Genomic DNA, 26,180 nt, shown 5'->3' on the forward strand with positions numbered 1-26,180 from the left:
AGAAATGGAAAATAATTTTATAATTTAATCTCAACGGTATCTCAGTTAATTTTATAAAAACAGCTTTTCAACGCCTTTTATTGACTGTAGTAAACAACACACCACAACACGGTCGCCTTCTTCAATTTTAAAGCTACCCAAAGCTATCATTCCAACACCATTTCTAATAACCCCTCCAACAATAGCGCTACGAGGAAAATCAATATCCTTGATATATTTATTACAAACAATGGAAGACTTCTTTACCTCAAATTCTAAAAGTTCGGCATTTAGATTGCTTAATTTAGTCATAGCCACTACATCTCCCCTACGAATATATCGGAAAATACTATTTGCAGCCAATAATTTTTTGTTTACTAGAGTATCTATACCTATGGATTGTGACAATTCAAAATAATCCATATTTTCAACGAGCGCAATGGTTTTTTTAACCCCTTTAGACTTAGCAATTAAGCAGGCCATAATATTGGTTTCGAAATTGGTACGTACCCCAATAAAAGCATCCATATCACTAATACTCTCTTCATCTAAAATATCGACATTTCTACCGTCACTGTGTATAACTAAAACATTCGGTAAGGCATCGGCAATTTCAAACGCACGCTCTTTATCCTTTTCAAAAAGCTTTACATTGAACCCTTTATTACTTAAATCGCGCGCTGTTTTATATCCAATCTGAGTACCACCTAAAATCATCACGTTTTTCACCTCACGATTCGTTCGACCAGTAAGTCTACATAATTCTTCATCGCCACCTTCCGAGGTTATAAAAACAACATTATCTCCGCGTTTAAACTTAGTATCTCCACGAGGTATTATAGCATATTGCGTACCTGCACGCTGTATAGCAATAGGCACAAAATGAATTTCCGGAAAAATGTCTGCAGCTTCCTTAACCGATTTCCCCACAAAAGAAGCGGTTTTAGAAAGGGTTAATCCCGCCATGACTAAAGCGCCATTCTCAAACTCATAGGTATCATTAAAGGTTGTTTGCCTTAATGCCAATTCAATTTCTGCTGCTGCTAATGCTTCTGGTGAAATTAACTCATCAATACCAAATTGGGTAAACCCTATCTCATCTTTATTATGAATAAATTCGGTGTTCGAAATACGAGCGATGGTTTGTTTTGCCCCTAATTGCTTTGCTAACACACAAACTGTAATATTAGTTGTCTCACTAGAAGTAACAGCAATAAACAATTCGCAATTATTTATTCTGGCCTCTTTAAGGATAGCTATAGAAGTGGCATCACCATGTATTACTCTAATATCTAAATGCGTTTCAGCATGCGATAAGCTTTCTTTATTTGGATCTATTAGAGTAATTTCCTGAGATTCATAGGACAGTAATTTTGCCAAATGAAATCCAACTTCACCAGCACCTGCAATGATTATTTTCATTATTTTAAAATCATAAAAGTGGTACAAATATACATTAATTTACTATTGATGTACTAAATTAGCCGAATAACACCATGATTAATAATCGCATCAACTTACAATTCTTATTCTGTCAATCTAGATTTTTAATCTTTTTAGATGATATTTGATATTTTAAAGTCGAAATAAATTATGTAGGTTTGCCAAAAAAACAAAGCTTTGTCAAAAATTAAACCATACAAGAACAGTGATTTAGGCAAGAAAGAACAAGTCACTAAAATGTTTGATACCATCTCAAAGGATTATGACGGATTAAATCGTGTTATTTCCTTCGGAATTGATATTAAATGGCGTAAAAAAGTAGTCAATATAATAAAGGAAAACAAACCTGACACTATATTAGATATCGCTACAGGAACAGGGGATTTAGCCATAAATCTCGCTGAAACGGAGGCCTCCAAAATTATTGGTTTAGACATTAGTAGTGGCATGCTTGAAATAGGCAAATCAAAAATTTTAAAAAAAGGCCTTGAGAATAAAATCGAAATGGTTTTAGGCGATAGTGAAAACATGCCTTTTCAAGACAATACTTTCGATGCTATAACTGTTGCTTTTGGTGTTAGAAATTTTGAAAATCTGGAAAACGGATTAAAAGAAATTCATAGAGTTTTAAACCCGGGAGGTACTTTTGTTATTCTCGAAACATCTATCCCAACAAAATCACCATATAAGCAAGGATATAATTTTTACTCTAAAAACATTTTACCGCTTATTGGAAAGGTATTTTCAAAAGACCGTAGTGCTTACAAATATTTATCAGAATCGGCCTCGGCTTTCCCATATGGCGAGGCACTAAACAATATTTTGCGTAAAATTGGGTTTATAGATGTTAAGGACTTCCCACAAACATTTGGGGTGGCAACAATCTATAAATCGTCAAAATAACAGTATGCGATATACCTTTGTAATTCTTTTATTTCTACTTGCTTCACAAACATCTAACGCACAATTATTTAGCAGAGAAAAAGTAACTTATGATGCGAATCAAGGTCGAGGCACCACAGATAACGATTTATTACGCTGGGGGTATTTCTTAGGAATTAATTCTTACGACTTCAATTTCGACTATAAAGAAGACTTACGAGATATTTATGTAAAACGAAGTCCTGGTTTTAGCGTTGGACTTATTGGGAATTTACGAGTTAATCAGTTTGTAGATATTCGTTTAGAACCTGGGCTTTTTATTACTACCCGAGAATTATTTTATGCCGAAGAATATTTCGAAGCAGTCGTACCATCATCTACCGATTTAGTTAGAGAAGTTAAGTCAACCTATATTCATATTCCATTATTAGTAAAATTATCAACTAAGCGTATTAACAATTTCAAACCCTTTGTCGTTGGTGGTGTTTCAACTGCGTTAAATCTATCAAGTAACGAAGACAACCCGAACGACAACAGTAATGGGCAGTTTAGAACAAAAAGCAGCGCACAGTTTTATGAATTAGGCTTCGGAATCGATTTTTACTTATACAATTTCAAGTTCTCACCTTCAATTCGTGGCATATTTGGATTTAATGATGAGTTGGTTCGAGATGAAAACCCCAACAGTCCGTGGACGAGTAATATTGAAAACATGAAAACGCGTGGTGTATTCGTCAATTTTACGTTTCAATAAACGCGTCGTTTAAATTCACTTAATAAAACAGCTGTTGCTGTAGCGACATTTAAACTCTCAGTGGCTTTCAAACTACCAAATCTTGGAATAGATATCCGATTACTAACAATAGCCTCCACTTGTTGAGAAATACCGTTAGCCTCATTACCCATAACTAAAACACCCGATTCTGGCAATACAGAATTATAAACATTCTCTCCATCCATAAAAGCGCCAAATACAGATAAATCGACAGTGTTTAAATAATCAACTAAATCCACATAACTTATATTAACCCGCGTTATAGACCCCATGGTTGCCTGTACTACTTTCGGATTATAACAGTCTACAGTCGCACTGCTACACACTAGCTCTTCAATTCCAAACCAATCACACAACCGGATAATAGTACCTAAATTACCTGGATCACGCACATCATCCAGCGCTACAATCAATCCTTGATTAGATATAGGTTTGGCTGCTGGAATATCAAAAACAGCTAAAGCCTTATTGGGGTTTGTTAGAAAACTTATTTTTTTAAGTTCAATTTCAGTAATTAAAATTTCCTTTTTGGCATCAATATTGAAGCTTTCGGTAGTATAAAGCGTTCGAAGTGTTAGCGACGACTCTAATAATTCGTTTATGGTTTTAATCCCTTCAGCAACAAAACAACCATGTTGCAGACGGTATTTTTTTTGCTTTAAGCTAGTTATTAACTTTATTTGACCTTTAGAAAGCATTAGACGGTTCTTAAATAATTTAATTTTTAGGGGATAAAGAAATGAAAAATCAATTGACTTGTCTTAAATTAATTAAATATTTTTTTCTGCGGAAATAATGTATTTTTGAATTTAATTTAAAAGACCAGAATTCAACTTTAATTTTAGCAACTCTTAAACAGACTTAACTTTTTAGCATTTGATACAGCTACGCTCCAAAATACTAATATTAACTACCATTATTGTCTTGTTTTTATCCTGTAATGCTGTAAAACGAGTTGGTGATGACGAGCAATTGCTTACCAAAAATACGGTAATTATTGATGGCAAAAAAAATAATACCGAAGCTATTAAAAACCTAATTTCACAAAACCCTAACTCTAAAATTCCTGTTTTTGGCATACCCCTGCGTTTAAATGTTTATAATTTGGCACGCCCGAATATCGATTCGATTTTAAACGAAAAAATATATGAAAACCCGAAAAAACTAGCATGGAAAACCAAGTTGCTTTCCAGAAAACAATTAGACCAAGAAATTAAAGGCCGCAAAAGCTTTAATAAATGGTTAAAAAAAACGGGGGAAGCTCCGGTTATAATAAATGACGAAAAAACAAATCGCTCGATAAAAAAACTAAACGCTTATCATATAAACAATGGTTGGTTTAATGTAGAAACAAATTATAAAATTACCAACCAAGGTAATAAACGCGCCGAAATTACATACGAAGTTGAAAAAGGTTCACCATTTATTTTAGACTCTATTACCGCAGATATATCCTCTGTCGTTATCGATTCATTATATGAAAACATTAAGAAGAACAGCCTAATTAAAAGTAATCAACAATATAAAACAGTAAATTTCGAAAAAGAACGCGAACGAATCTCAAGTGAATTAAGAAACTCTGGTATTTATCATTTTAGTCCCGAATATGTTACTTTTAAAATGGATACTATTGGTACCAATAAAAAAGTAAATGTAGATATTCAAATATTAGATCGCGCAATTCGAACCCAAGATTCTATAAGACGGGAACCTTTTAAAATTTACACTATAGCCGATATTAACATCATTACAGATTATTCTTTTGAAAATCGAAATAAACCATTTCAAGATTCCATAAAATATGCAGGCTATAAAATATACGCCTATGATAAAATCCGATATCGCCCGAAAGCCCTAACTGATGCGATCTTCTTAAATCGAGGAAATATTTTTAAAGATAGTGACCGAACCTTAACCTATAGACATTTAAATGAACTTAGAACCTTTAAATATCCCAATATAGAATATACCGAAACTCCTAATAACTCCTTAGCAGATACTATACGTCTTTCGCCATTAAAACGGTTTAACTTAGGATTTAGTGCAGATATATCTCAAAGTAATATTCAAACCTTTGGCATTTCATTACACCCAAGTTTGTTAATAAGAAATATATTTCGAGGTGCTGAAACTTTAGAAATTTCGGCTTTTGGTTCTATTGGAGCTTCTAAAGACAAGAATAATATTAACGATCCTTTTTTCGACATTAACGAGTATGGCTTAGATTTAAATATAACCATTCCCCGTTTCTTTTTCCCTGTAAATACTGAGCGAATTATACCTAAGTATATGTCTCCCAAGACACGTATTAACATGTCTATGAGCAGTCAAACTAATATTGGTCTCGACAAACAAACATTGAGCGGTAATTTAAGTTACAACTGGCAGCCCTCCTCAAAGGTTACCGACCGTCTTGAGATTTTTAACGTTCAGTACGTTAGAAACTTAAATATCGAAAACTATTTTAGAGTATATGGCAACTCATATAATGTGCTGAATCAAATTGCTAAAGACATAAATTATACGCCCGAAAATTTAATAATACCTGAAGAGACTGATAATTTTCTTGATTATGCATTAATGGATCCAACACCAGGAGAAATTAACAACGATGACTTAAGAACCATTAATAGTATTAATGAGCGAAAAAAACGTCTTACAGAAAACAATCTTATAATCTCATCGAGCTTTAGCTTAACCAATGATGAACGCATTAACTTATTTGATGAAAATTTTTCAATTTTTCGATCAAAAATAGAATTTGCTGGAAATGTACTTTCAGGAATTTCAAACTTGATGAATCTTAACAAAAACAGTAATGGCAGATATGAAATTTTTAATGTTGCTTATTCTCAATTTGTAAAGACAGAATTTGACTATATAAAACACTGGGATTTAGGAAACAAAAACGTTTTGGCTGTACGGGCATTTTTAGGTTTAGCCATTCCTTATGGCAATTCTACCAACATACCATTCTCTAAAAGTTTCTTTGCTGGAGGTGCTAATGATAACCGCGCATGGACTGCTTACCGTTTGGGACCAGGTAGTACAGAATCGACTAACGAGTTCAATGAAGCCAATTCTAAATTAGCGTTAAGTCTAGAACACCGATTTAACTTATTCGACAACCTTAATGGTGCTGTTTTTATTGATGCTGGCAATATATGGAACTTACTAGATGATGTTGAAGATCCGAATGCGACATTTACAGGATTTAACTCCTTAAAAGACATTGCCGTTGGTTCGGGCATTGGACTGCGTTATGACTTTAGTTTTTTTGTTTTTCGTTTCGATATTGGATTTAAAACCTACGAGCCCTCTTATCAAGATAAAAATCGTTGGTTTAATAATTACAATTTCAGCAACGCGGTATATAATATAGGTATAAACTATCCATTCTAAGTTAATTACATCTTTCTATCACTATAACGTTTTAGCTTGTTTTTAACGTTTTCATTAGATAAAATGAGCCATAATTCTTCAAAAATTGATTACTTTTGATGCTCATTTAACTAAAATCTAATTTTTATATAATATGGGACATAATATTAAACCTGGAGTTGCGACAGGAAATGAAGTACAAGCAATTTTTCAGCTTGCAAAAGAAAAAGGATTTGCTTTACCGGCAGTAAACGTAATAGGATCAGATACAATTAACGGTGTACTAGAAACCGCTGCAGCTTTAAATGCTCCCGTAATTATTCAATTTTCTAACGGTGGTGCTCAATTTAATGCGGGTAAAGGATTAAGCAACGAAGGACAAAAAGCTGCTATTGCTGGTGCTGTTGCAGGAGCAAAACATGTGCACACTTTAGCGGAAGCTTATGGGGTACCTGTAATTTTACATACAGACCATTGTGCTAAGAAATTATTACCTTGGATTGACGGTCTTTTAGATGCCAGTGAAAAACATTTTGCTGAAACAGGAAAATCTTTATTCTCTTCGCATATGATTGATCTTTCAGAAGAACCTATAGAAGAAAACATTGAAACTTGTAAAAAATACCTTGAGCGTATGAGCAAAATGGGTATGACATTAGAAATAGAACTTGGCATTACAGGTGGTGAAGAAGATGGTGTAGATAATACAGATGTTGATGATTCTAAATTATACACACAACCAGAAGAAGTTGCTTATGCTTATGAAGAATTAAGTAAAGTAAGTCCACAGTTCACTATTGCGGCTGCTTTTGGTAATGTACACGGAGTATACAAACCAGGTAATGTTAAATTAACTCCGAAAATTTTAAAGAATTCTCAAGAGTATATCTCTGAAAAATACGGTGTAGGTCAAAATCATATCGATTTCGTATTCCACGGTGGTTCTGGTTCTTCAGTAGAAGAAATTAGAGAAGGAATTAGCTACGGAGTAATTAAAATGAACATCGATACCGATTTACAATATGCATTCATGACAGGTATCCGTGATTACATGGGAGATAAAGCCGAGTATTTAAAAGCTCAGATAGGAAACCCCGAAGGAGACGATTCTCCAAATAAAAAATATTACGATCCTCGTGTATGGTTACGTGAAGGTGAAAAAACATTTGTTGAGCGCTTAAAACAAGCCTTCGAAGATTTAAACAATGTAAACACGTTATAATACTATAACATGCACATAAATAATTAAGACTCTACATTTAGTAGGGTCTTTTTTTTTTATGCTATAATATCAGGACTTCTTTTAACAAATCATAAAGAAATTAACGTGATAGTATCTCAAAATTAAAAAAAGGTTTAATTTTGTGCACTGGCTTTTGGACGTAGTATATTTTAATAAGTATTTAAATTGACCAAAACCCTAATAACAAGTAATCTTATAGATTACATTAAAAATTTTAATAGCCTAAACTAAAATAATAGATTAGTATGTCTTGGTTTAAAAGAAAAACAAAGGGAATTACAACAACTACTCAAGAGAAAAAAGACACACCTAAAGGTCTGTGGTATAAATCTCCAACGGGTAAAATAATCGATACTGAAGAACTTGAAAGAAACTTCTTTGTGAGCCCAGAAGATGGATACCACGTACGCATTGGAAGTAAAGAGTATTTTTCAATCCTTTTTGATGATAATAAATTTAAAGAATTAGATAGCGACTTAGAATCTAAGGACCCTCTTAAATTTATTGACACTAAAAAATATCCAGACCGCTTAAAAGCCGCTCAAAACAAAACTAACTTAAAAGATGCTGTTCGTGTTGGTGTTGGTAAGTCTAAAGGTAAAGATTTAGTGGTGGCATGTATGGATTTCGCTTTTATAGGTGGATCTATGGGTAGCGTTGTAGGAGAAAAAATAGCCCGTGCAGCAGATTACTCTTTAAAAAATAAAATTCCATTAATGGTAATTTCTAAATCGGGAGGAGCACGTATGATGGAGGCTGCATTATCCTTAATGCAGTTAGCCAAAACTTCGGTAAAATTAGCACAATTAGCTGATGCTAAAATTCCTTACATTTCATTATGTACCGACCCTACCACAGGAGGAACAACAGCTTCATTTGCAATGTTAGGAGACATTAACATTAGTGAACCTGGAGCCTTAATCGGTTTCGCCGGACCACGTATTGTTCGCGACACCACAGGTAAAGAATTACCAGAAGGATTCCAAACCTCAGAATTCTTATTAGAACACGGTTTCTTAGATTTTATTACCGTTCGTAAAGAATTAAAAAATAAAGTAAATCAATATCTCGATTTAATATTGAATCAGCCATTAAGAGCATAACAATAAAAGCGACTAAAATTAGTCGCTTTTTCTTTTTTATTATTAGGCTTTTATATCAGTATAAATTACTATATTTGCCGCTCGAAAGATAGCCTTTCGTTTACATAACAATTATTTACAATAATATTAGCATGTATTTATCAAAAGAAGTAAAAGAAGAAATCTTCGCAAAACACGGTAACGGCAAAAATGATACCGGTTCAGCTGAAGGACAAATTGCGTTATTCACGCACAGAATTAATCACTTAACTGAGCACTTAAAAAAGAATCGTAAAGATTTTAACACTGAGCGCTCGTTAGTAAAACTAGTAGGTAAGCGTCGTGCTTTACTTGATTACTTAACTAAGAAAGATATCTTAAGATATCGTGCGATAGTAAAAGAATTAGGATTAAGAAAATAAAAAAAAGAGGCTTTTATAGCCTCTTTTTTGTTTTAGCGTTAGGGATTGCAGCGACATCCTTTTTTATAAAAAAGATATAGCGAAAAGCCCGACCTTGATAAAGGTAACGCCCAAGTAATAAAAATACTCCAGCGCATGAGTTTAAACGGCGTATTGAAGAAGCTAATTATAGTTTTTCATTGGTCACACAACAACTACACAACACAACGACCTTTGTTTAATTAGAATTAAAAAAATTTATGGTTCCACAAGTTTTTAAAGAGGTCATAGACCTAGGCGACGGTAGAGAAATCTCTATCGAAACCGGAAAATTAGCAAAACAAGCTCATGGTAGTGTTGTTGTGCGATCTGGAGACACTATGTTATTATGTACTGTGGTGTCTAATTATAATGCTGCAGATGTAGACTTTTTACCGTTAACGTTAGATTATCGCGAAAAATTTGCTGCTGCTGGTAGATACCCTGGTGGTTTTTTTAAACGCGAAGCAAGACCTAGTACCGAAGAAATTTTGGTAATGCGTATTGTAGACCGTGTGTTACGTCCGCTATTCCCTAAAGATTACCATGCTGAAACTCAAGTTATGATTCAGTTAATGTCTTTAGACAAAGACGTTATGCCCGATGCATTAGCTGGTTTAGCGGCTTCGGCAGCTATTCAGTTATCGGACATTCCTTTTGAAACACCAATTTCTGAAGTTCGAGTGGCTCGTTTAGACGGAGAATTCATTATCAACCCAAGCTTCACGCAACTTGAGCAATCAGATATCGATATGATTATCGGAGCCTCTGAAGATTCTGTCATGATGGTTGAAGGTGAGATGAGTGAGATTTCTGAAGAAGAAATGGTAGAAGCTATTAAAGTAGCTCACGAAGCCATTAAAGTTCAAATTCAAGCTCAAAAACGCTTGGTAGAACAAGTTGGTAAAAAAGAAACTCGTGAATACGAATTAGAAGCTGAAGACGAAACTGTTTTAGAAAAAGTAAAAGCTTTCGCTTACGATAAATGCTACGACATCGCAAAACAAGCTTCTTCTAAACAAGATAGAAGCCTTGCCTTTGCAGAAGTAAAAGAAGCCTTATTAGCTGAATTTACCGAAGAAGAATTAGAAGAAGTAAGCGGACTGGTTTCTAAATATTACAATAAAGTTCAAAAAGAAGCTGTACGTAATGTCGTACTTGAAGAAGGTATTCGTTTAGACGGTAGAAAAACAACTGAGGTACGCCCTATTTGGTGTGAGGTTGATTATTTACCATCAACACATGGTTCTTCGATCTTTTCACGTGGTGAAACTCAAGCTTTAGCGACTGTTACCTTAGGAACCTCTCGTGAAGCTAACATGGTAGACAACCCTTCTCTAGAAACTGAAGAGCGTTTCTATTTACACTATAACTTCCCTCCTTTCTCTACTGGTGAAGCAAGACCTTTAAGAGGTACTTCTCGTCGTGAGATTGGTCACGGAAACTTGGCACAGCGTGCATTAAAGCGCATGGTCCCTGCTGATTGTCCTTATACTGTTCGTGTAGTTTCTGAGGTATTAGAATCTAATGGATCATCTTCTATGGCAACCGTATGTGCTGGTACAATGGCATTAATGGATGCTGGTGTACAGTTAATAAAACCTGTTTCAGGAATTGCCATGGGATTAATTTCTGATGGTGAGCGTTACGCTGTATTATCAGACATCTTAGGTGATGAAGATCACTTAGGAGATATGGACTTTAAAGTAACTGGTACAGCTGATGGTATTACGGCTTGTCAGATGGATATTAAGATTAAAGGCTTAAGCTATGAGATTCTTGTAAACGCTTTAAATCAAGCAAAAGAAGGTCGTTTACATATCTTAGGTAAGTTAACTGATACCATTGCATCTCCAAATGCAGATGTTAAACCACATGCACCTAAAATGGTTACCAGAACTATTCCTGGTGAATACATTGGAGCTTTAATTGGTCCTGGAGGTAAAGTTATTCAGGAACTACAAAAAGCAACAAACACGACAATCGTGATAAACGAAGACCCTGTAACAGAAGAAGGTATTGTTGAAATACTTGGTACTGGACAGGATGGTATTAATGCTGTTTTAGCTAAAATTGAGGCCATGATGTTTAAACCTGTTGTTGGTAATGTTTATGAAGTTAAAGTAATTAAAATGCTTGATTTTGGTGCAGTAGTAGAATATACTGAAGCCCCAGGAAATGAAGTATTATTACACGTAAGTGAATTAGCCTGGGAACGCACTGAAAATGTTAGCGATGTTGTTAATATGGGTGACGTTTTTGAAGTGAAATACTTTGGTGTAGATCCTAAAACACGTAAAGAAAAAATATCTCGCAAAGCCATTTTGCCAAAACCTGAAGGTTATGTAGCAAGACCGCCAAGAGATAATAACAATCGTGGTGGTAGCCGTGATAACCGTGGTAGAGATAACAGAAACCGCGACAACCGCCGTGACGATAGAGCACCAAGAAACGATAAGAAAGAAGAATAATTTTTTTATCTATTCTATAATTTTAAAAACCCATCAAAATATTGATGGGTTTTTTATTTATTACAAATATTGCCCGCTAGTTAAAATTAGCTAAGGCAATTTACTATAATAATATTCCTTAAAAATCCTCCATTTGTTTTGTTCTCCCTCAATTACATACGTATTGGGATTTTTAACCAAAGCTGATATACCGCCTATTAATAATCCTGCCTCAGCCCCAGCAAGTGCCCCTATAGCGGCATATTCTCCTCGTGAAAACCCGAATAAACTATCTGGATCATCAGGCTCGCCTAAAGTTGCCCCAACAATGGTACCGATACCTATTCCTATTAATGTTCCCATAAAAACATTGTGTCCTCCGGATCGTTTAGTTTTTATTAATCCAATGTGCTGATAACTTATAGATTCCTTCTTACTGCCTAATTTAAGTTTTAAAATAGAATCATTCAATTCTATGATATTTCCTTTTGATATTTTCTTTCCATTTAAATCATACACCCTAATGAATTCCTCTTTATTCAATAATTTCTCCTGAGATTGCAATATTAAACAACCAAATAACAAAATGAGTTTCAGCACTGATGTCTTAAATCGATTCATGATATTTCCATATTAATTCACTCTTATATATTCTCCATAATAATGAGCCCCTGCATCATTTCCTTCGCAAAACTCTTCATCATACTGACCAATCTTTAAGGTAGTTTCACTGATTTCAAATAATGTAATTTCTATATCATCAGATCCATTTTCTGAGACTATTAATTTGCCATTTACTATTTTCCAAGTCCCACTAGACTCACCATCATCTTCACATACATTATTATATTCATAAAAATAAGTTTCCGTCCATGTGCCATTAGATCGCATAGTTAACCTGCCCGTTTGTTCACAGGCCGTAGAAAACTCTTCATCATTTAAATCAGTACATACATAAACAAATTTGATAGGTTTCCACACACCTATTAATAAGTTAGATTCCGGTTTTGGTTCATCATCATTAGAACTACATCCAGCAATTATAACAAGAATAAGCACAAGTACAATTTTGATCGAATTTTTCATAATTATAATGTTTTAAATTCATTAAAAAACATAACTTAAAGAAACCTTGATAGTATAATTATTCGGTTTTGAAACATCATAACTCCTGAACCTCAGCATTCCAAAATTACAAAGTCCACTTAGTTTTAAATTTCTCTGAAGTTTATGAACCAGTCCAAAATTTAACCCCAAATCCAAGCAATTAAAAAACTGATTAAAATTAGTAACCCCTTGTATTTGTTTAAATGAATTTTCAAACAAATCTCCAAACTGTGGTTCTGTATATAATTTTAAGCCATTATAAACAGAAATTTCCTGATTAAAACTCAACTTACTATCGGAAACTTTTAACGCCATAAGTTTATTTGAAACTAAAGGTTGATCTTGCCCGTAGCATTGCATAGAAAGTATAATTATTAATATAAGTTGCTTTAATGTTTTCATGACTATAAAATTTAAATTCATGAGGCGACTTCACCGACTTTACTATTCAAAAGAAACTAACAATACAGAATAAGATCCTCCTACCTTATTTATCTAAAAACCCTTAGACTTCTTTTGCTTTAGTTCGTTTCAATAAGTAAATTATATTCTTTATTCGCGTTATAATTAATACATATATTAGTATCAGGAAAATGTGGCTCGATATCTAGGTAAATCACAAATCCAAATTTCCCAGCTTTTGAAGGATGGCCTTCCAGAATAACACTTCTATTCTCTATAACTACTTTCAGTCCTTCGGGCACTCGACCTTCAATAGTAAAGTTATAATCGTAATCATCATCATTTGGATCATTCGAAACGGAAGCTGTTAACCTATCGTAGTAATATTCTTCTAGATATCCAGTCATGAATTCATGATTTGGAAGACTAGCACTCCTGTTTCCAATACAACTTAATTCACCATCTTTATTAAGCTCACAATTATAAATGCAAGTAATTATTAAACAGAGAATACACCCCTTCTTTTTTAATAATTTCCAGTCTGATATACTTTTAATTTTCATAACTACCGTAATGCATTGAACTTATTTCAAATGTCCAGTTTTTAATTAAAATATATATCCGATTAAATAGTTTGTAGATGATTTAGGACAACTAAATTAGGATTCAAAATGACACCTAGCTCTTACAAACATACTTTTGAGAATTGAACCACTCCGCCGCTTCGGCGATCCCTTTTTCAATGGGAGAAAACACAACGCCCAATTGTTCCCGAGCCTTTTTATTCGAGTAATAGCTATTAATGCACAACACTTTTAAATTATTTGAAGATAGCGGCGTTTTTATCATTAATTTTCTTAACAAGTCACCCACAAACCCCAAAAAATAAAAACAAATCTTTGGCACCCTTACTAATATTTGATGCGACTTCTGAACCTTCTTTAATAGTTTAAAAAATGCTTTATAGCTTAAATTTTCATTGGACAAAATATACGATTCACCATTCTTACCTTTTTCAACAGCCTTTACAATTCCCCTGGAAACATCTTGAACGCAAACAAAACTTTTTCCTCCAGGTGGATAGAACACTACAGACTTATTTAACCCATACAACACCAATTTACCTGAACTCGGTTTGGTATCGTAAGCACCTAGCATAAAAGTGGGATTTACCACCACCACTTCTATATCATCCTTTTTAGACAATACATATTCTTGGGCTACTTTTTTACTCCTTGAGTACGGTGATTTTGAAAACGGATCTTTTATAGAATGTAACTCGCATCCCAAACTTCCCAAAGTTCCATACCCATAAACATTGGCAGTTCCAACATAAATAATTTTCTTAACCCTATTTGCGATAGCAGACTCTACAATATTCTTTGTTCCAATGACATTTACTTTATAATAAGATTGATACTTTTTTATTTTAGGATCTATCAATGAAGCCACATGAACTACAACTTCACAGCCCTCCATAGCCTTTTTAATTTCTTTGTTGTTTAAAATATCAACTTCAATTAACTTTAGCCGTTCATGCTTTCCCAACACAAAACTGGACACGCTTCTTACCTGCGCAACAACCTGATACCCTTGTTCCAAAAACACAAGCACAGTATTTGAACCTAGCAATCCATTCGCCCCTGTGATGAAAACTGTATTCATACCATATAGTTTATATACCTCAAATACTACATGTCTTCTTCTAAAAAATCGTCATCTACAGCATTGGCTTTTATTAACTTATAATGATAATATAATGCCTGATGTAACTTATATGAGCGATAACTCAACCCATTTTCTCTAGCATAATTTCGTATTTCAATAGTGATTTCTGGAGCATAAACCGAACTAATATTAGGAAATAAATGATGAGCTATGTGATAGTTAAAGTTCCCTAATACATGTCTAGATATCCAATTATCCATCGTAACATCGTTTGTAGTCAAAAATTGATGTTCTAACCAACTAACACTTAATTGACCTTCAGTATCCGGAACCGGAAATTTACTTTTATCATTAGCATGGGGAGGCAGCAAAGCTAATAACGCAAAAATACTTCCTGCGGTTAACAAGATGAACAAACCGATTAAAGCAACATATAATTTTACTCCTAATAGAACCGGGACACCAATCGTATAAAACAGGAAAATGGCTTTAAAAATGAACAACTTAAAATATTCTTTTTGCGGGATATTACAAACTTTTTGTATGGTTCGATTCTTTACAAAGAAATCTTTAAAATCTCTGAGAAGAATCCAATTTAGCAAGTACATGGGGTACAAGAAAAAAACAAGCCAGGACTGATTTCTGCTTACAACAGTTGGCTTATCATTTTTAAATATTCTTATTAAACCTGATTGCTGAATATCTGAATCCCATCCAGCAATATTCTGGTAGTTATGATGCAACAAAACATGTCGTTTTCTCCAGATAAAACTATTTGCTCCAATAAGATCGAAAATAATGAGCAGGGCTTTATTCATCCATTGCTTTTTAAAAATATTATTATGGGCAGCATCGTGAATAATGTTTAAAAAAATTAAAACTGACAATATTCCTAAAAACCCATACATAGTATAAAACATATAATTAATATAGCTATAGTTTAAAGCTGTAACATATGCAGTTAAATAAATAATGGGTAGAGTTAAAACAATATAAATTTTTTGCCGCTTACGTCTCTCCGGTAAGTTTTTCAACACTTGTTTTAGGCGTGATCTTAATTTTCGATAATGTAAATTGGCCGTGGGACTTGGGTTAAATGTAACTTGAGGTTCCATACTAATAAATTTAAAATTGACAACATTTTATTTTATACTATTAAAATCCATTGAGAAATAGTTAACAACTAAATAAAGGTTCCGAACCACTAACCATGGGCTTCCCAACACCCAGTATTGCTAAGACCCCGGGTGTACCGGCCAAGACGGCTCCTATTGGTAGAATTACAGAAAGCGTTTTGTTTTTTATATTTATGCTTTTAATATATTGTTCAGATTACTTTAGCTTTTCTAAGTTTTCTTTTACATTTCATATGCCCTAATATTTTCCATTTTGCACTTTTATATATTTAAATTTACATCTGATGCCATTGTAGGTTTACACTTTGGTTTTTACAGGCTTTTTAGCTGCCTGTTCCAAACTAACAGTTTTACCTTTATACACGTGCAATTGTAAAACAATACGAAAACAGACAATAAATGCGTCAGTGGTTTTATATATTTCTTTAAACTTTTCTTATCACTTCAATTTGTCATTAAACTACTTTATACTTGTAATCTTGGCAATTTATTAAGCTCGCGTTCGGCAAGCCTGTCTTTTATAAACTCAGGTAAAATTTTATCTAAAACCATAAGACACTTATTTATAAAACCAGGTATCAATAACGTTTGACCATCGAGCATGGCATCAACAGCCATTTTAGAAGCATCTTCTGGGTTTAAAACGGCCTCTCTCGAAATCCACCCCATAATTCGGTTTTGATAACACAAGCGTGTGGTGGTATTTAATCCACCTGGACAAATTGTAGTTACAGATATATTATGAGGTTTTAATTCCTTCCCCAAACTTCTAGAAAAAGAGGTTAAATAAGCTTTTGTCGCTCCATAGACCTGTTTTTTGGGTAATGCAAAAAAACTAGCCATACTGCTAATATTTAATATAGAAGCTGGAGCTACAGATTTCATATTATCCAGCAATAATTTTATTAATAAGGTAGGGGTGGTAACATTCACAGCAATCTGACTTAAAATAAATTGCTCATCAATGTTTTCGAATAATCCGCGACTTAATACCCCTGCATTATTAACAAGGCATTTAATTTGTAATTGCTTTTCCTGTATAAATTCCGAAATAGCATGACAGCTTTGGGAGGTACTTAAATCTAACTCCAGATAATGCGTTTTCACGTTATAATTATCTTTAATAAATTCAGATAATTCTGGTAGTCCTGAATTAGGTAAAGCGACCAAAACTAAATTCATTTTTCTATTGGCAAACTCTAATGCTATGGACTTACCTAATCCTTGACTTGCTCCTGTTATTAATGTATGTGTTTTCATGATTTCCTAATTTTTCAAGTAAGCTATTGTTTTGGAAATACCCTTTTTAAATGGCGTAATATGGTATTGTAATTCAGAAATTGCTTTATTTGAGGAAGATCTTCGATTGGTAAAAATGGAATCTATCACTCTTGGACTTAAACTCGTTCCTATTTTAAGAATGGCGTTTATTTTAGAAATTAGAATAAGAATAATCTTCAATATATTATAGTTAAGCTGTACAATTTTAATATCACTCTTTGTATATTTCTTTATCTTATTAAAAAGCTGCTTATAATTTAAATTCTCTCCTCCAATAATGTACCTTTCGCCATTCTTTCCTAGTGTCATAGCCGAAATATGGGCGTTTAATACATCATCTATATAAACATAATTGGCCATAGTTTCCAGCTTGGAAGGAACAACTAACCAACTTTTATAAGTAATCATATCAACTAGTTTATTAACCCCGTTAGAAAAAGATTTCAATCCAGGTCCATAAACCCGTGTTAAATTTAAAATAACACAGGGCAAACCATTTCGAGTATAGGCCCTTACCTTTTCTTCGGCCATAGCTTTGGTTAATTCATAATCGTTGGCATAAGAAACTAATCTGGGTTGTGTTTCCGTGATTGGTTTCTGTTTAAAAGAAGGTCCGAAAACAGATAAGGTACTTGTATAAATTACCTTTTTAATACCTTCAGCTAAGGCTGCATTCAAAATATGTTCTGTTCCTAAAACATTAATGTTATAAAAATCATCAATATTCCTATTTTTTAGATTAGTATAAGCCGCCGTATGAAATACATATTGACAGCCTGTTATGGCTCTTTTTATTGAATTGAGGTCGCAAATATCGCCCTGAAACACCTTAATATTTGGATGCTTAGGTATTTTAATTGAATTTACATCCCGAACAAGGGCATTCACCTGAATTTTTTTTGCTGCTAAAGCCAAAGCTAACCGATGCCCTATGTAACCGGTAGCTCCTGTAATTAATACTTTCATGACTTTAAAGTTTTTAGAGTTTTATTATAAAAAATCGAAATCTCATAAACTGCAGATAATATTAAATGCAACACAAAAGCATACCAGATACTTTGCGTCTCATAGGTTATTAAACACAGTATTATACCAAAAGGAATGGTTCCAACTATTTTGTCTTTAGAGTCAAATAAATGAATTACCAAATACAATAATGTTGTTAAAGAAATGGCTTCAATTAAACTGAAATAATCAAGAAAAGTAAAGAACAATACGCCCCTAAAGAAAAATTCATAACAAAATAAAAAGACGCATCTAAAGACCATATAAGACCAGGGATGTTCATATGCGTACTGATCGATATTTTCATTTGAATTATTTACTTTTTGTGCTGCTAAATGTGACATATAGCCACTTATAAACAAAATAGCCAGATAAGGCAAAAAGACATACAACCTAGGAATTTCAATCTGAACAATTAAAAAACGTAAATCTGGACATAGTATATAAAATACTATCCCAAAAAGTACAATACCCAGACCGTGTCTCATATTTAATAACCTTAAACCATTTCTGGCTTGTAGGGCCTGTTCAAATTTCCCAACCTCTAATTTCTTATAAATCCAACTTAAAAGAAAGTAGGTGATAAATACTACTCCAATAAACACCCAAATATTTTCTATATTTCTCATGATTCGGCAGGAATTAAATCAACCTCAAACAAAGCGCTAATAGCTTCAATTTTTACACATTTACCATCACGATAATGGTAAACATTATATTTTCCATCGGAAAAAGATACTTTATATGCGCTCTCGCCCATTGGCTCTATACGTACCATGCGTTTTTCCTTATCACAATAAATCTGATTCACCCCTACAGGCTCACTAAAATATAATGTTACCAGATTTCTATGAATTTCCTTAAAGTATATTTGCTCCTGATTATTATGATCTTGGCTGTGATATTTTTCACCTTTAAAAACGACCTTGTGGTTAGCCTTAATTTTATTATTAACTTTTCTGTAAATAGAAGAATACGTTAAAATACCATCCTTATACACTGTTGTTTCCTTACCCGTGATATTAAACTTAAAAAGAGCCTTTACATTAATATGACTTTCTAAATGATAAGCTGTAGAATCTTCATTAAACATTCGACTTACGCTAATGGTTCCAATAACATGATTATTTCGAACAACGTTATAAATTAGATGGGTATTAGGATCGGTATTATTGGCGAAGGAAATATTAAAAACAAACAGCGGTAATAACAATTTTAGTTTCCAGATTAATCGTTTAAAATCCTCAAGTTTTCTTGAAAAGAACGACACCCTTTTTATTCTCCTTACTAAGTATAAAATTAATATTGGTATCATAACAGTAAGTGTTTAGTTGTTTACTTACTGTAAAATTATTACCAAAGATTAAGTACAATATCCTAATAGGTCTAAGAAGTAATTATTGGGATGTCCAACGATTTTTTCGGATAATGAATAAAATTAAAATTGAGCTCTAAATGTAGAAGGTGTTTCTGAGGTAAACTTCTTGAAAGCTGAATAAAATGTAGACTTCGAGTTGAAGCCACACTCTAATCCTATGGCTACAATGGTATAATCGCTAAATTCGTTGTTAGATAAAAACTTTTTAGCTTGTTTTACCCGAAGAGAATTAATAAAATCTGAAAAATTATAGTCACTATATGAATTAATAAGCTTAGAAAAATAACTTTTACTCATCCCTAATTCAGAAGCCACAGATTCCATACTTAATAGGGGATCGAGATAAAGCTTATTTTTTATAACATAGGATTTTATTTTATCGAAATCGGCTTGATGTTTTTCGTTAAAAAAATCATCTTTAGAATCATCTAATCCTGATTGATTTAAATTCTCGATACCAAATTCTTCAGCAGCTAACGAACTTCTTAGTGAAATCCGATCCCTAACAACGCTATATTTATAAAATCCTTGGTAGCCTAACCAATATAGGAGGAAAGACGAACTTAAATTTAAAAACTTGTAGGCTTCTTTATCCCCAGTTGCTACTTCTATACTTAAAGCAACCGCCCAAAAACCAACAACAATAACACCTAACTTAATTAACCATTTAATCCAAGCCAGATCGTCAAAAGATAAAATATAAGAAGTTATTTTCTGTCCTTTAAAGATAATTAAACAAGCTTGTATAAATAAAAATATACTATATAATAAATTGATAATGTTCTCCCAAATTGTAAAATCTTTGATTAACGTCGATTCATCTTTATTGGGGACTTCATGATACACATAAGATATTAAAGCTAAGCGAATAACCATTTCTATAATAAAAATAACTATTGTCAATTTTAAATAACGTCGAACTTTATCTTGGACCTTGGTAAAATAAATAGTAAAAGCGTAAAAGGACGGTAAAATAAAAAGATACCATGGTACCATTAAATTCTTTATTAAAAACAAATCAGATATATAACCATTATCAATTAGCCAGCGCTGTAGGTTGTTTAATGAAATAAATAAAACCGTAAGGTTTAAGAAAAGAATAGTCTTATCGGGTTTCTTCTTTACAAACAGAGTCACCAGGTTAAAACCGAAACCCTGAAGTACTCCAGCAATAAGTAAAATATTTATTATTTCCACCAAGCTCATGTATCCAAAAAGTTGGTTATACTATCCATTTACTTTATCTCTAAGATAGTAAAAAATGCATGGAAATTATTTACATAAAGAAAAATAAACGGCCACAAATTTCTAATTACCAAAACATTACCAACAAACCCAAGAATAAAACAAATGATAGTCTAAATAATTTTATAAAAGTGCATCTATTAAAAAGCGCATTCATGTCAATTTAAAATATCTTTCCCAGTAAAATAAACGTTAAACCCCTTCATAAATTTGCTTTTCTACTCATTTTCATTATATTATAAGTTATGATATACGAAGACAAAGCAAAATACACAGACATTTTAGAGCATTCAATTACCTACCTAGAAAACCACGGTTTTGAAAATATTAAAGCCGATTTAGAAGGTTACGAAACCCCTAAATCATACACCAAAGCAGGTAGTAATATTTCTATAACACCAGATATTGTTGCCCAGAAAGAAGGCAGAAAACATTATTTCGACATCAGTCTGAAATCTGAAAAACCCAAATTACTAAAATCAAAATGGCTCTTTCTAAATACTTTGAGCGCTCTTAAATCTTCAAGATTTAAACTGATAACCGTACGAGGTCACTACAAGTTTACACAGGATATGCTTGACGCCATTAACCTTCCAAACAAGGCCTTAATTAAAATATAAGCCTGAATAACACTTTTGTTTTTCAACCTATATCTCAATTTAATTGACGGTGTAATTTTGTCTGAAAAATAAAAATTCAAAAAATTATTACATCTTTTTGTAACATAATGTGATTTTGATACGTATAACTATCGAATAACAATATTCAATTTAATTTAATTAGGAGAACATTAAATGAGACAACTTAAAATCACGAAGCAGGTTACCAATAGAGAAACAGCTTCGTTAGACAAATATCTTCAAGAAATAGGTAAAGTTGACTTAATTACAGCAGACGAAGAAGTAGAATTAGCTCAGCGTATTAAAGCTGGCGATCAGGTTGCTTTAGAAAAGTTAACCAAAGCTAACCTACGTTTCGTTGTATCGGTAGCTAAGCAATACCAAAATCAAGGTTTAACTTTACCCGATTTAATTAATGAAGGTAATTTAGGTTTAATTAAAGCTGCACAACGTTTTGATGAAACTCGTGGTTTTAAATTTATATCATATGCCGTTTGGTGGATTCGCCAATCAATTCTTCAAGCTTTAGCAGAGCAGTCGCGTATTGTACGTTTACCGCTTAATAAAATTGGATCGATTAATAAAATTAATAAAACCTTTGCTTTCTTAGAGCAAAGTCATGAGCGCCCACCAAGTGCCGAAGAGATTGCTAAAGAATTAGACATGACTATTAACGATGTTAAGGAGTCTATGAAAAATTCTGGTCGTCACGTAAGTATGGATGCTCCGTTAGTAGAAGGTGAAGATTCTAACTTATACGATGTACTAAACAGTGGCGAATCTCCAAATCCGGATAAAGAATTATTACACGAATCGTTACGCACTGAAATTGAGCGTGCACTTGAAACATTAACTCCTCGTGAAGCTGATGTGATTCGTCTTTACTTTGGTTTAGGAAACCAACATCCTATGACTTTAGAAGAAATTGGTGAAACCTTCGATTTAACTCGTGAGCGTGTAAGACAAATTAAGGAAAAAGCTATTCGTAGATTAAAGCATACATCGCGAAGCAAAATATTAAAAACATATTTAGGTTAGTAATTGTTAAAAATTACGACTAAATTACAGTAACAAACAGTTAAACATAACTGTTCGTTTTTTGATTGATGAAAGAACCCTCGGCTGATTACCGGGGGTTTGTTTTTTTTAACAAAATCTTTATCCTTAATAAGCTAGGTCCTATCGAAAAGACTTTTCTATATTTGCAAAAATTTTAAATAACACAACAACATCATGAGTTCTAAATTAATAGCTCCTTCATTATTAGCATCAGACTTTGCTAATTTACAACGCGATATAGAAATGGTTAATCAAAGTGAGGCTGATTGGTTTCATATTGACATTATGGATGGGGTTTTTGTTCCAAACATTTCGTTTGGCATGCCAGTTTTACAAGCCATGGCAAAACACACCAAGAAAACTCTTGATGTTCACTTAATGATTGTCGATCCTGATCGTTACATTAAAACCTTTGCTGATCTGGGAAGTGATATTTTAACAGTACATTACGAGGCTTGTACACATTTACACCGTACCATTCAGGCTATAAAAAATGAAGGTATGAAAGCCGGGGTCGCCTTAAACCCTCATACCAATGTTAATTTACTTGAAGACATTATTAATGACTTAGATTTAGTACTTATTATGAGTGTTAATCCAGGCTTTGGCGGTCAAAGTTTTATTGAAAACACTTATGAAAAAGTAAAACAACTTAAAGAAATTATTACACGCAAAGGAGCATCAACCATTATTGAAATTGATGGCGGCGTTACAAATGCCAACGCTAAAGCTTTAGTTGATGCAGGTGCGGACGTTTTAGTTGCGGGCAGCTTCGTATTTAAAAGCAGCACACCACTCGATACCATTAAAGACCTTAAAGCAACTGCTAATTCTTAAAATACCTTTATATAATATTTTAATAAATCGGTAGTTGTAACCATACCTACCAAAATACCATCATCAACTACTGGCAGGGCGTGAAATTCGCGCTCTGCTAGAATTTGAGCCGCCTCATTAACAGGTGTATTACTAGGAACCGTTACCACATTTTTAGTCATAACTTGTTCTATAGAAAATGTGTTATAAACCACGGTGTTAATATCATGTTCATCGGCACTTACTTCAGCCTGACTTATTTTTTGTAAATCGGTAAAACTTACCATACCAATTACCACATCATGACTAACAACTGGAATATGTTTTATTTGATATTGGTTAAACAAGGCTTCCGCTATTTCTAAAGTATCACTACGTTTAAGGGCTATAGGTTTAGTAGCCATAATATCTCCTACCTCTGCTTGATGTCTCATGAAGATTCCTTTTAAAATTCTAAACTAAAATTAATTATTCCAATAATGTCATTTTATGATAAATATCAGTTGTATTTACTTTTACGTAATTCGCAGCAATTATAATTCCATTCTAAAATTGTTGCAATAAATACTTTATCAGGTCGGTGGTCGTAACGATACCCTCCAACTTATTATTCTCGACAACTGGTAATGCATGAAACTCTCTGGTAGCAAATATTTCTGCCACTTCTTTAATAGAATTTGATGTTGACACGGTAACAATATCCCGTTTCATAACCTGTTTTATTGTAAACATATTATATATCATCACATCGGTATCTCGTTGTTCTTCATCTAATATATCAGCAAAACTTAGCCTTAATAAATCTGTATAACTCAACATACCAACGACTGTATTTCCTGAAACTACCGGTATATGTCTAATATGATGTTTCTTAAATAAGCGCTCTGCTTTTTCAAGACTATCGTCTTTCTTTAATGTAATAACAGGCGTTGTCATTATCATTGAAATTGGTGCTTTTCGTATCATCTCCTTCAGCTTTAAGTTTTGTGCTTAATAAAATTATTAAACTTAAACCCGAAAAATTATGATAAAAATCATTTTAAATAATACAAAATCCATAAATACGGAAAATACGTGCTTAATCGTATTTTTTTTATTATCTCATAATTTTTATGTACTTTAAGTTAATTAACAACACTATTTAGTTTTACAACTATCCTCCTCCCCAAATTTTATGCGCTAGGGCATAAAACTGAATAACTAAAAAAAACTCATTATGAAAAAAATTACAAACCTTGTAATGCGCTTATGTCTTGTATTTGCGCTGGGCTGTATGTTATTTACATGCTCGAATGACCCCTTAATGATTTCCTCTGATGAAGCAGACACATCAGAATTAAATAGCAAAATGGCTTCTGAAAAGAAATCCATGGATAATAAACTTCACTTCACAGCATCATTGAAAGGTAGTAATGAAACTACTCCAAATGATTCTAAAGCAGCAGGAGAAGCTATCGTTCATATTAACAAAGAAGAAACTATGATTCATTACAAATTAATAGTTGCTAATATTGAAAACGTTACTATGTCTCATTTTCACATGGCACCCGCTGGCTCAGATGGCGGACCTGTTGCTTGGCTATATAAGAATCTAGATGGTCAGCCTTCCGGTATGTCGAATGGCGTGATAGCTGAAGGCCAAATAGAGGAAAGTGATTTAATTGGAGGTTTGGCCGGCAAGAGTATTGCTGACTTAATTGAAGCTATTAGAAATGGGAAGATTTATGTTAATGTACATACCTCAGCCTATCCTGGTGGAGAATTAAGAGGTCAACTATAAGTGTCAATTTAGTACAAATAAAGCGCCGCTTATCTAGCGGCGCTTTATTTTTTACCATGTAAGCCTATTAATAATTCGCTACTCTAAAATTTAGCATCTGCCTAATTTTAGCATATAATACCGGAAATTCGCTTTTAAATTGCTTAGGTGTTTCTATAAAATTTTCAATTAAAACGGCTAAAAATTCAAATTGATTGGTAAAAGCATATTTTCTGAAATATTCAGAAACCAGTAGCTGATTCCTCAGTGACTCGTTAGAAACCAATAAATCGGACAATTCTTTAAACGAATCGTTGAAAATGGTAGAGCTTACATCCTTTTCTTTTATACTATTAAAGTGAATGGCATGGGTTAGTTCGTGAATACCCAAATTTAAATTATCCTTAGCATCTCTAAATCCTTCTTTAAAATCAAGCCAGGATACCACTAGGGTTTCAAGCCGGGGATTAAATTCTCCTTTATGATAAGCCTCGTTGGTATTCGAATAAAATTTGGTAGGATATACTACAATTTTAGAAATTAACCCAATATAGTAATCGCGAAACCCGAAAGTTAACATAACGGCTGTAGCAGAAATGAGCACCTTAATTTCTTCTGAAATAACAACACCTTCTCTTCCTATAAAATCTTTATCTTTAATAAAATTAGCCACTCTATGCTCAAAATATTTCTGATGTCTGGCGCCTAATTTATTATAAAATGAAAATTGACTTTTTAGAATTACCTTTTGTTCTGAAGATAATTTTTTCAAATAAAAATAAAAGTGATTGTATAAAGGTCTACGGTATTTTAAAACAAATGCCATTTCTATCATTCTAAAAAAATAATAGAAAATTAAACCAATTAAGGCAACAATAAACACCAATAATAAAATATTAGCAGCAAATCGGCTATCGTCACCCTTAGTAAGAATCAGTATTGGTATTTTAAAAAGCATCTATTTTTTTATTGCAATATATTAAAAACAAAAACACCTGAATTTACATTCAGGTGTTTTTAATTCTAATC

27 protein-coding genes are annotated in these 26,180 nt (G+C 33.0%); 11 read left to right on the top strand and 16 right to left on the bottom strand.

Annotated elements, in window-relative coordinates:
- Positions 1-51 precede the first annotated feature (51 nt).
- Complete coding sequence (gene trkA, locus H611_RS0104025) at positions 52-1,428, bottom strand: Trk system potassium transporter TrkA (protein ID WP_262486397.1); 1,377 nt, start codon at positions 1,426-1,428, stop codon at positions 52-54.
- A gap of 171 nt (positions 1,429-1,599) precedes the next feature.
- On the opposite strand from trkA, the gene ubiE reads away from it, so the two are divergent.
- The gene (gene ubiE, locus H611_RS0104030; RefSeq protein ID WP_027137141.1) at positions 1,600-2,325 is read left to right on the top strand and encodes a bifunctional demethylmenaquinone methyltransferase/2-methoxy-6-polyprenyl-1,4-benzoquinol methylase UbiE; all 726 of its coding nucleotides are present in this window, start codon (positions 1,600-1,602) and stop codon (positions 2,323-2,325) included.
- Between the two features lie 4 nt (positions 2,326-2,329).
- Complete coding sequence (gene porT / locus H611_RS0104035; protein WP_027137142.1) at positions 2,330-3,058, top strand: type IX secretion/gliding motility protein PorT/SprT; 729 nt, start codon at positions 2,330-2,332, stop codon at positions 3,056-3,058.
- On the opposite strand, the gene H611_RS0104040 is transcribed toward porT, so the two are convergent.
- Positions 3,052-3,777: a TrmH family RNA methyltransferase gene (locus H611_RS0104040; RefSeq protein WP_027137143.1), complete on the bottom strand. Its 726-nt coding sequence runs from the start codon at positions 3,775-3,777 to the stop codon at positions 3,052-3,054. The two genes, porT and H611_RS0104040, sit on opposite strands and share 7 nt — an antisense overlap.
- Before the next feature lie 178 nt (positions 3,778-3,955).
- On the opposite strand from H611_RS0104040, the gene tamL reads away from it, so the two are divergent.
- The 5 genes from tamL to H611_RS0104065 all read left to right on the top strand — a co-directional run bounded on the left by tamL (position 3,956) and on the right by H611_RS0104065 (position 11,696).
- The gene (gene tamL, locus H611_RS0104045; RefSeq protein ID WP_027137144.1) at positions 3,956-6,481 is read left to right on the top strand and encodes a translocation and assembly module lipoprotein TamL; all 2,526 of its coding nucleotides are present in this window, start codon (positions 3,956-3,958) and stop codon (positions 6,479-6,481) included.
- Between the two features lie 133 nt (positions 6,482-6,614).
- Entirely contained in the window at positions 6,615-7,682 is a 1,068-nt protein-coding gene (fbaA, locus tag H611_RS0104050; protein WP_027137145.1) for a class II fructose-bisphosphate aldolase, read from the top strand.
- A 266-nt stretch (positions 7,683-7,948) separates the two neighbouring features.
- Complete coding sequence (accD, locus tag H611_RS0104055) at positions 7,949-8,806, top strand: acetyl-CoA carboxylase, carboxyltransferase subunit beta (RefSeq protein ID WP_027137146.1); 858 nt, start codon at positions 7,949-7,951, stop codon at positions 8,804-8,806.
- A 131-nt stretch (positions 8,807-8,937) separates the two neighbouring features.
- Positions 8,938-9,207 carry a 30S ribosomal protein S15 gene (gene rpsO, locus H611_RS0104060; RefSeq protein WP_027137147.1) on the top strand — a complete coding sequence of 90 codons (270 nt, stop codon included), beginning with the start codon at positions 8,938-8,940 and terminating at the stop codon, positions 9,205-9,207.
- A 239-nt stretch (positions 9,208-9,446) separates the two neighbouring features.
- Positions 9,447-11,696, top strand: coding sequence for a polyribonucleotide nucleotidyltransferase (locus H611_RS0104065; protein WP_027137148.1), 2,250 nt, complete (start codon positions 9,447-9,449; stop codon positions 11,694-11,696).
- 90 nt (positions 11,697-11,786) lie between these two features.
- Here the strand turns inward: H611_RS0104065 and H611_RS0104070 are convergent, their stop codons facing one another.
- The 11 genes from H611_RS0104070 to H611_RS0104120 form a co-directional block, all read right to left on the bottom strand.
- A complete protein-coding gene (locus tag H611_RS0104070; RefSeq protein ID WP_157515041.1) occupies positions 11,787-12,296 on the bottom strand; it encodes a hypothetical protein in 510 nt (169 codons plus the stop codon).
- 12 nt (positions 12,297-12,308) lie between these two features.
- Positions 12,309-12,761 carry a lipocalin-like domain-containing protein gene (locus tag H611_RS0104075; protein ID WP_027137150.1) on the bottom strand — a complete coding sequence of 151 codons (453 nt, stop codon included), beginning with the start codon at positions 12,759-12,761 and terminating at the stop codon, positions 12,309-12,311.
- A 21-nt stretch (positions 12,762-12,782) separates the two neighbouring features.
- Complete coding sequence (locus tag H611_RS0104080; protein ID WP_157515042.1) at positions 12,783-13,184, bottom strand: hypothetical protein; 402 nt, start codon at positions 13,182-13,184, stop codon at positions 12,783-12,785.
- 119 nt (positions 13,185-13,303) lie between these two features.
- Entirely contained in the window at positions 13,304-13,747 is a 444-nt protein-coding gene (locus tag H611_RS0104085) for a hypothetical protein (RefSeq protein WP_027137152.1), read from the bottom strand.
- A 115-nt stretch (positions 13,748-13,862) separates the two neighbouring features.
- Positions 13,863-14,849, bottom strand: coding sequence for an NAD-dependent epimerase/dehydratase family protein (locus H611_RS0104090; protein ID WP_027137153.1), 987 nt, complete (start codon positions 14,847-14,849; stop codon positions 13,863-13,865).
- Positions 14,850-14,875: 26 nt separating this feature from the next.
- Positions 14,876-15,967 (bottom strand): fatty acid desaturase family protein, encoded by a 1,092-nt coding sequence (locus H611_RS0104095; RefSeq protein ID WP_027137154.1) that lies wholly within the window; start codon positions 15,965-15,967, stop codon positions 14,876-14,878.
- Between the two features lie 486 nt (positions 15,968-16,453).
- Complete coding sequence (locus H611_RS0104100) at positions 16,454-17,248, bottom strand: SDR family NAD(P)-dependent oxidoreductase (RefSeq protein ID WP_027137155.1); 795 nt, start codon at positions 17,246-17,248, stop codon at positions 16,454-16,456.
- 6 nt (positions 17,249-17,254) lie between these two features.
- Positions 17,255-18,235: an NAD-dependent epimerase/dehydratase family protein gene (locus H611_RS0104105; protein WP_027137156.1), complete on the bottom strand. Its 981-nt coding sequence runs from the start codon at positions 18,233-18,235 to the stop codon at positions 17,255-17,257.
- Complete coding sequence (locus H611_RS0104110; RefSeq protein WP_027137157.1) at positions 18,232-18,903, bottom strand: CPBP family intramembrane glutamic endopeptidase; 672 nt, start codon at positions 18,901-18,903, stop codon at positions 18,232-18,234. Before H611_RS0104110 ends, H611_RS0104105 begins: the two co-directional genes overlap by 4 nt.
- Positions 18,900-19,589: a DUF6134 family protein gene (locus H611_RS0104115; protein ID WP_027137158.1), complete on the bottom strand. Its 690-nt coding sequence runs from the start codon at positions 19,587-19,589 to the stop codon at positions 18,900-18,902. The genes H611_RS0104110 and H611_RS0104115 overlap by 4 nt, the downstream gene beginning before the upstream one ends.
- Before the next feature lie 123 nt (positions 19,590-19,712).
- Entirely contained in the window at positions 19,713-20,858 is a 1,146-nt protein-coding gene (locus H611_RS0104120) for a helix-turn-helix domain-containing protein (RefSeq protein ID WP_027137159.1), read from the bottom strand.
- 284 nt (positions 20,859-21,142) lie between these two features.
- Between H611_RS0104120 and H611_RS0104125 the strand changes: the two genes are divergently transcribed.
- The 3 genes from H611_RS0104125 (at position 21,143) to rpe (ending at position 23,413) form a co-directional block, all read left to right on the top strand.
- Positions 21,143-21,517 (top strand): hypothetical protein, encoded by a 375-nt coding sequence (locus H611_RS0104125; protein ID WP_027137160.1) that lies wholly within the window; start codon positions 21,143-21,145, stop codon positions 21,515-21,517.
- A 174-nt stretch (positions 21,518-21,691) separates the two neighbouring features.
- Complete coding sequence (locus H611_RS0104130) at positions 21,692-22,555, top strand: sigma-70 family RNA polymerase sigma factor (protein WP_027137161.1); 864 nt, start codon at positions 21,692-21,694, stop codon at positions 22,553-22,555.
- 195 nt (positions 22,556-22,750) lie between these two features.
- A complete protein-coding gene (rpe, locus tag H611_RS0104135; protein ID WP_027137162.1) occupies positions 22,751-23,413 on the top strand; it encodes a ribulose-phosphate 3-epimerase in 663 nt (220 codons plus the stop codon).
- Here the strand turns inward: rpe and H611_RS0104140 are convergent.
- Both H611_RS0104140 and H611_RS0104145 read right to left on the bottom strand, forming a co-directional pair.
- The gene (locus H611_RS0104140; RefSeq protein WP_027137163.1) at positions 23,410-23,826 is read right to left on the bottom strand and encodes a CBS domain-containing protein; all 417 of its coding nucleotides are present in this window, start codon (positions 23,824-23,826) and stop codon (positions 23,410-23,412) included. The genes rpe and H611_RS0104140 overlap by 4 nt on opposite strands.
- Before the next feature lie 112 nt (positions 23,827-23,938).
- Entirely contained in the window at positions 23,939-24,358 is a 420-nt protein-coding gene (locus H611_RS0104145; protein WP_027137164.1) for a CBS domain-containing protein, read from the bottom strand.
- Positions 24,359-24,608: 250 nt separating this feature from the next.
- Here H611_RS0104145 and H611_RS0104150 point away from each other — a divergent pair, with 250 nt between their 5' ends.
- Positions 24,609-25,172, top strand: coding sequence for a CHRD domain-containing protein (locus tag H611_RS0104150; protein WP_157515043.1), 564 nt, complete (start codon positions 24,609-24,611; stop codon positions 25,170-25,172).
- Between the two features lie 67 nt (positions 25,173-25,239).
- Here H611_RS0104150 and H611_RS0104155 read toward each other — a convergent pair whose 3' ends face one another.
- Positions 25,240-26,109, bottom strand: a complete 870-nt coding sequence (locus H611_RS0104155; protein WP_027137166.1) for a zinc-dependent peptidase — start codon at positions 26,107-26,109, stop codon at positions 25,240-25,242.
- Between the last annotated feature and the right edge of the window lie 71 nt (positions 26,110-26,180).

Source organism: Gaetbulibacter saemankumensis DSM 17032, assembly GCF_000425645.1.
In the GTDB taxonomy this organism is placed as follows: Bacteria; Bacteroidota; Bacteroidia; order Flavobacteriales; family Flavobacteriaceae; genus Gaetbulibacter; species Gaetbulibacter saemankumensis.

Coding starts and splice junctions, on each gene's coding strand:
- rpsO (WP_027137147.1), top strand. CDS start 8,938: ATGTATTTATCAAAAGAAGTAAAAGAAGAAATCTTCGCAAAACACGGT.
- H611_RS0104115 (WP_027137158.1), bottom strand. CDS start 19,589: ATGATACCAATATTAATTTTATACTTAGTAAGGAGAATAAAAAGGGTG.
- H611_RS0104090 (WP_027137153.1), bottom strand. CDS start 14,849: ATGAATACAGTTTTCATCACAGGGGCGAATGGATTGCTAGGTTCAAAT.
- H611_RS0104145 (WP_027137164.1), bottom strand. CDS start 24,358: ATGATACGAAAAGCACCAATTTCAATGATAATGACAACGCCTGTTATT.
- H611_RS0104080 (WP_157515042.1), bottom strand. CDS start 13,184: ATGAAAACATTAAAGCAACTTATATTAATAATTATACTTTCTATGCAA.
- H611_RS0104065 (WP_027137148.1), top strand. CDS start 9,447: ATGGTTCCACAAGTTTTTAAAGAGGTCATAGACCTAGGCGACGGTAGA.
- H611_RS0104140 (WP_027137163.1), bottom strand. CDS start 23,826: ATGAGACATCAAGCAGAGGTAGGAGATATTATGGCTACTAAACCTATA.
- H611_RS0104040 (WP_027137143.1), bottom strand. CDS start 3,777: ATGCTTTCTAAAGGTCAAATAAAGTTAATAACTAGCTTAAAGCAAAAA.
- H611_RS0104100 (WP_027137155.1), bottom strand. CDS start 17,248: ATGAAAACACATACATTAATAACAGGAGCAAGTCAAGGATTAGGTAAG.
- accD (WP_027137146.1), top strand. CDS start 7,949: ATGTCTTGGTTTAAAAGAAAAACAAAGGGAATTACAACAACTACTCAA.
- H611_RS0104155 (WP_027137166.1), bottom strand. CDS start 26,109: ATGCTTTTTAAAATACCAATACTGATTCTTACTAAGGGTGACGATAGC.
- H611_RS0104120 (WP_027137159.1), bottom strand. CDS start 20,858: ATGAGCTTGGTGGAAATAATAAATATTTTACTTATTGCTGGAGTACTT.
- porT (WP_027137142.1), top strand. CDS start 2,330: ATGCGATATACCTTTGTAATTCTTTTATTTCTACTTGCTTCACAAACA.
- H611_RS0104130 (WP_027137161.1), top strand. CDS start 21,692: ATGAGACAACTTAAAATCACGAAGCAGGTTACCAATAGAGAAACAGCT.
- H611_RS0104125 (WP_027137160.1), top strand. CDS start 21,143: ATGATATACGAAGACAAAGCAAAATACACAGACATTTTAGAGCATTCA.
- rpe (WP_027137162.1), top strand. CDS start 22,751: ATGAGTTCTAAATTAATAGCTCCTTCATTATTAGCATCAGACTTTGCT.
- H611_RS0104150 (WP_157515043.1), top strand. CDS start 24,609: ATGAAAAAAATTACAAACCTTGTAATGCGCTTATGTCTTGTATTTGCG.
- H611_RS0104070 (WP_157515041.1), bottom strand. CDS start 12,296: ATGAATCGATTTAAGACATCAGTGCTGAAACTCATTTTGTTATTTGGT.
- H611_RS0104095 (WP_027137154.1), bottom strand. CDS start 15,967: ATGGAACCTCAAGTTACATTTAACCCAAGTCCCACGGCCAATTTACAT.
- H611_RS0104110 (WP_027137157.1), bottom strand. CDS start 18,903: ATGAGAAATATAGAAAATATTTGGGTGTTTATTGGAGTAGTATTTATC.
- H611_RS0104085 (WP_027137152.1), bottom strand. CDS start 13,747: ATGAAAATTAAAAGTATATCAGACTGGAAATTATTAAAAAAGAAGGGG.
- H611_RS0104075 (WP_027137150.1), bottom strand. CDS start 12,761: ATGAAAAATTCGATCAAAATTGTACTTGTGCTTATTCTTGTTATAATT.
- fbaA (WP_027137145.1), top strand. CDS start 6,615: ATGGGACATAATATTAAACCTGGAGTTGCGACAGGAAATGAAGTACAA.
- H611_RS0104105 (WP_027137156.1), bottom strand. CDS start 18,235: ATGAAAGTATTAATTACAGGAGCTACCGGTTACATAGGGCATCGGTTA.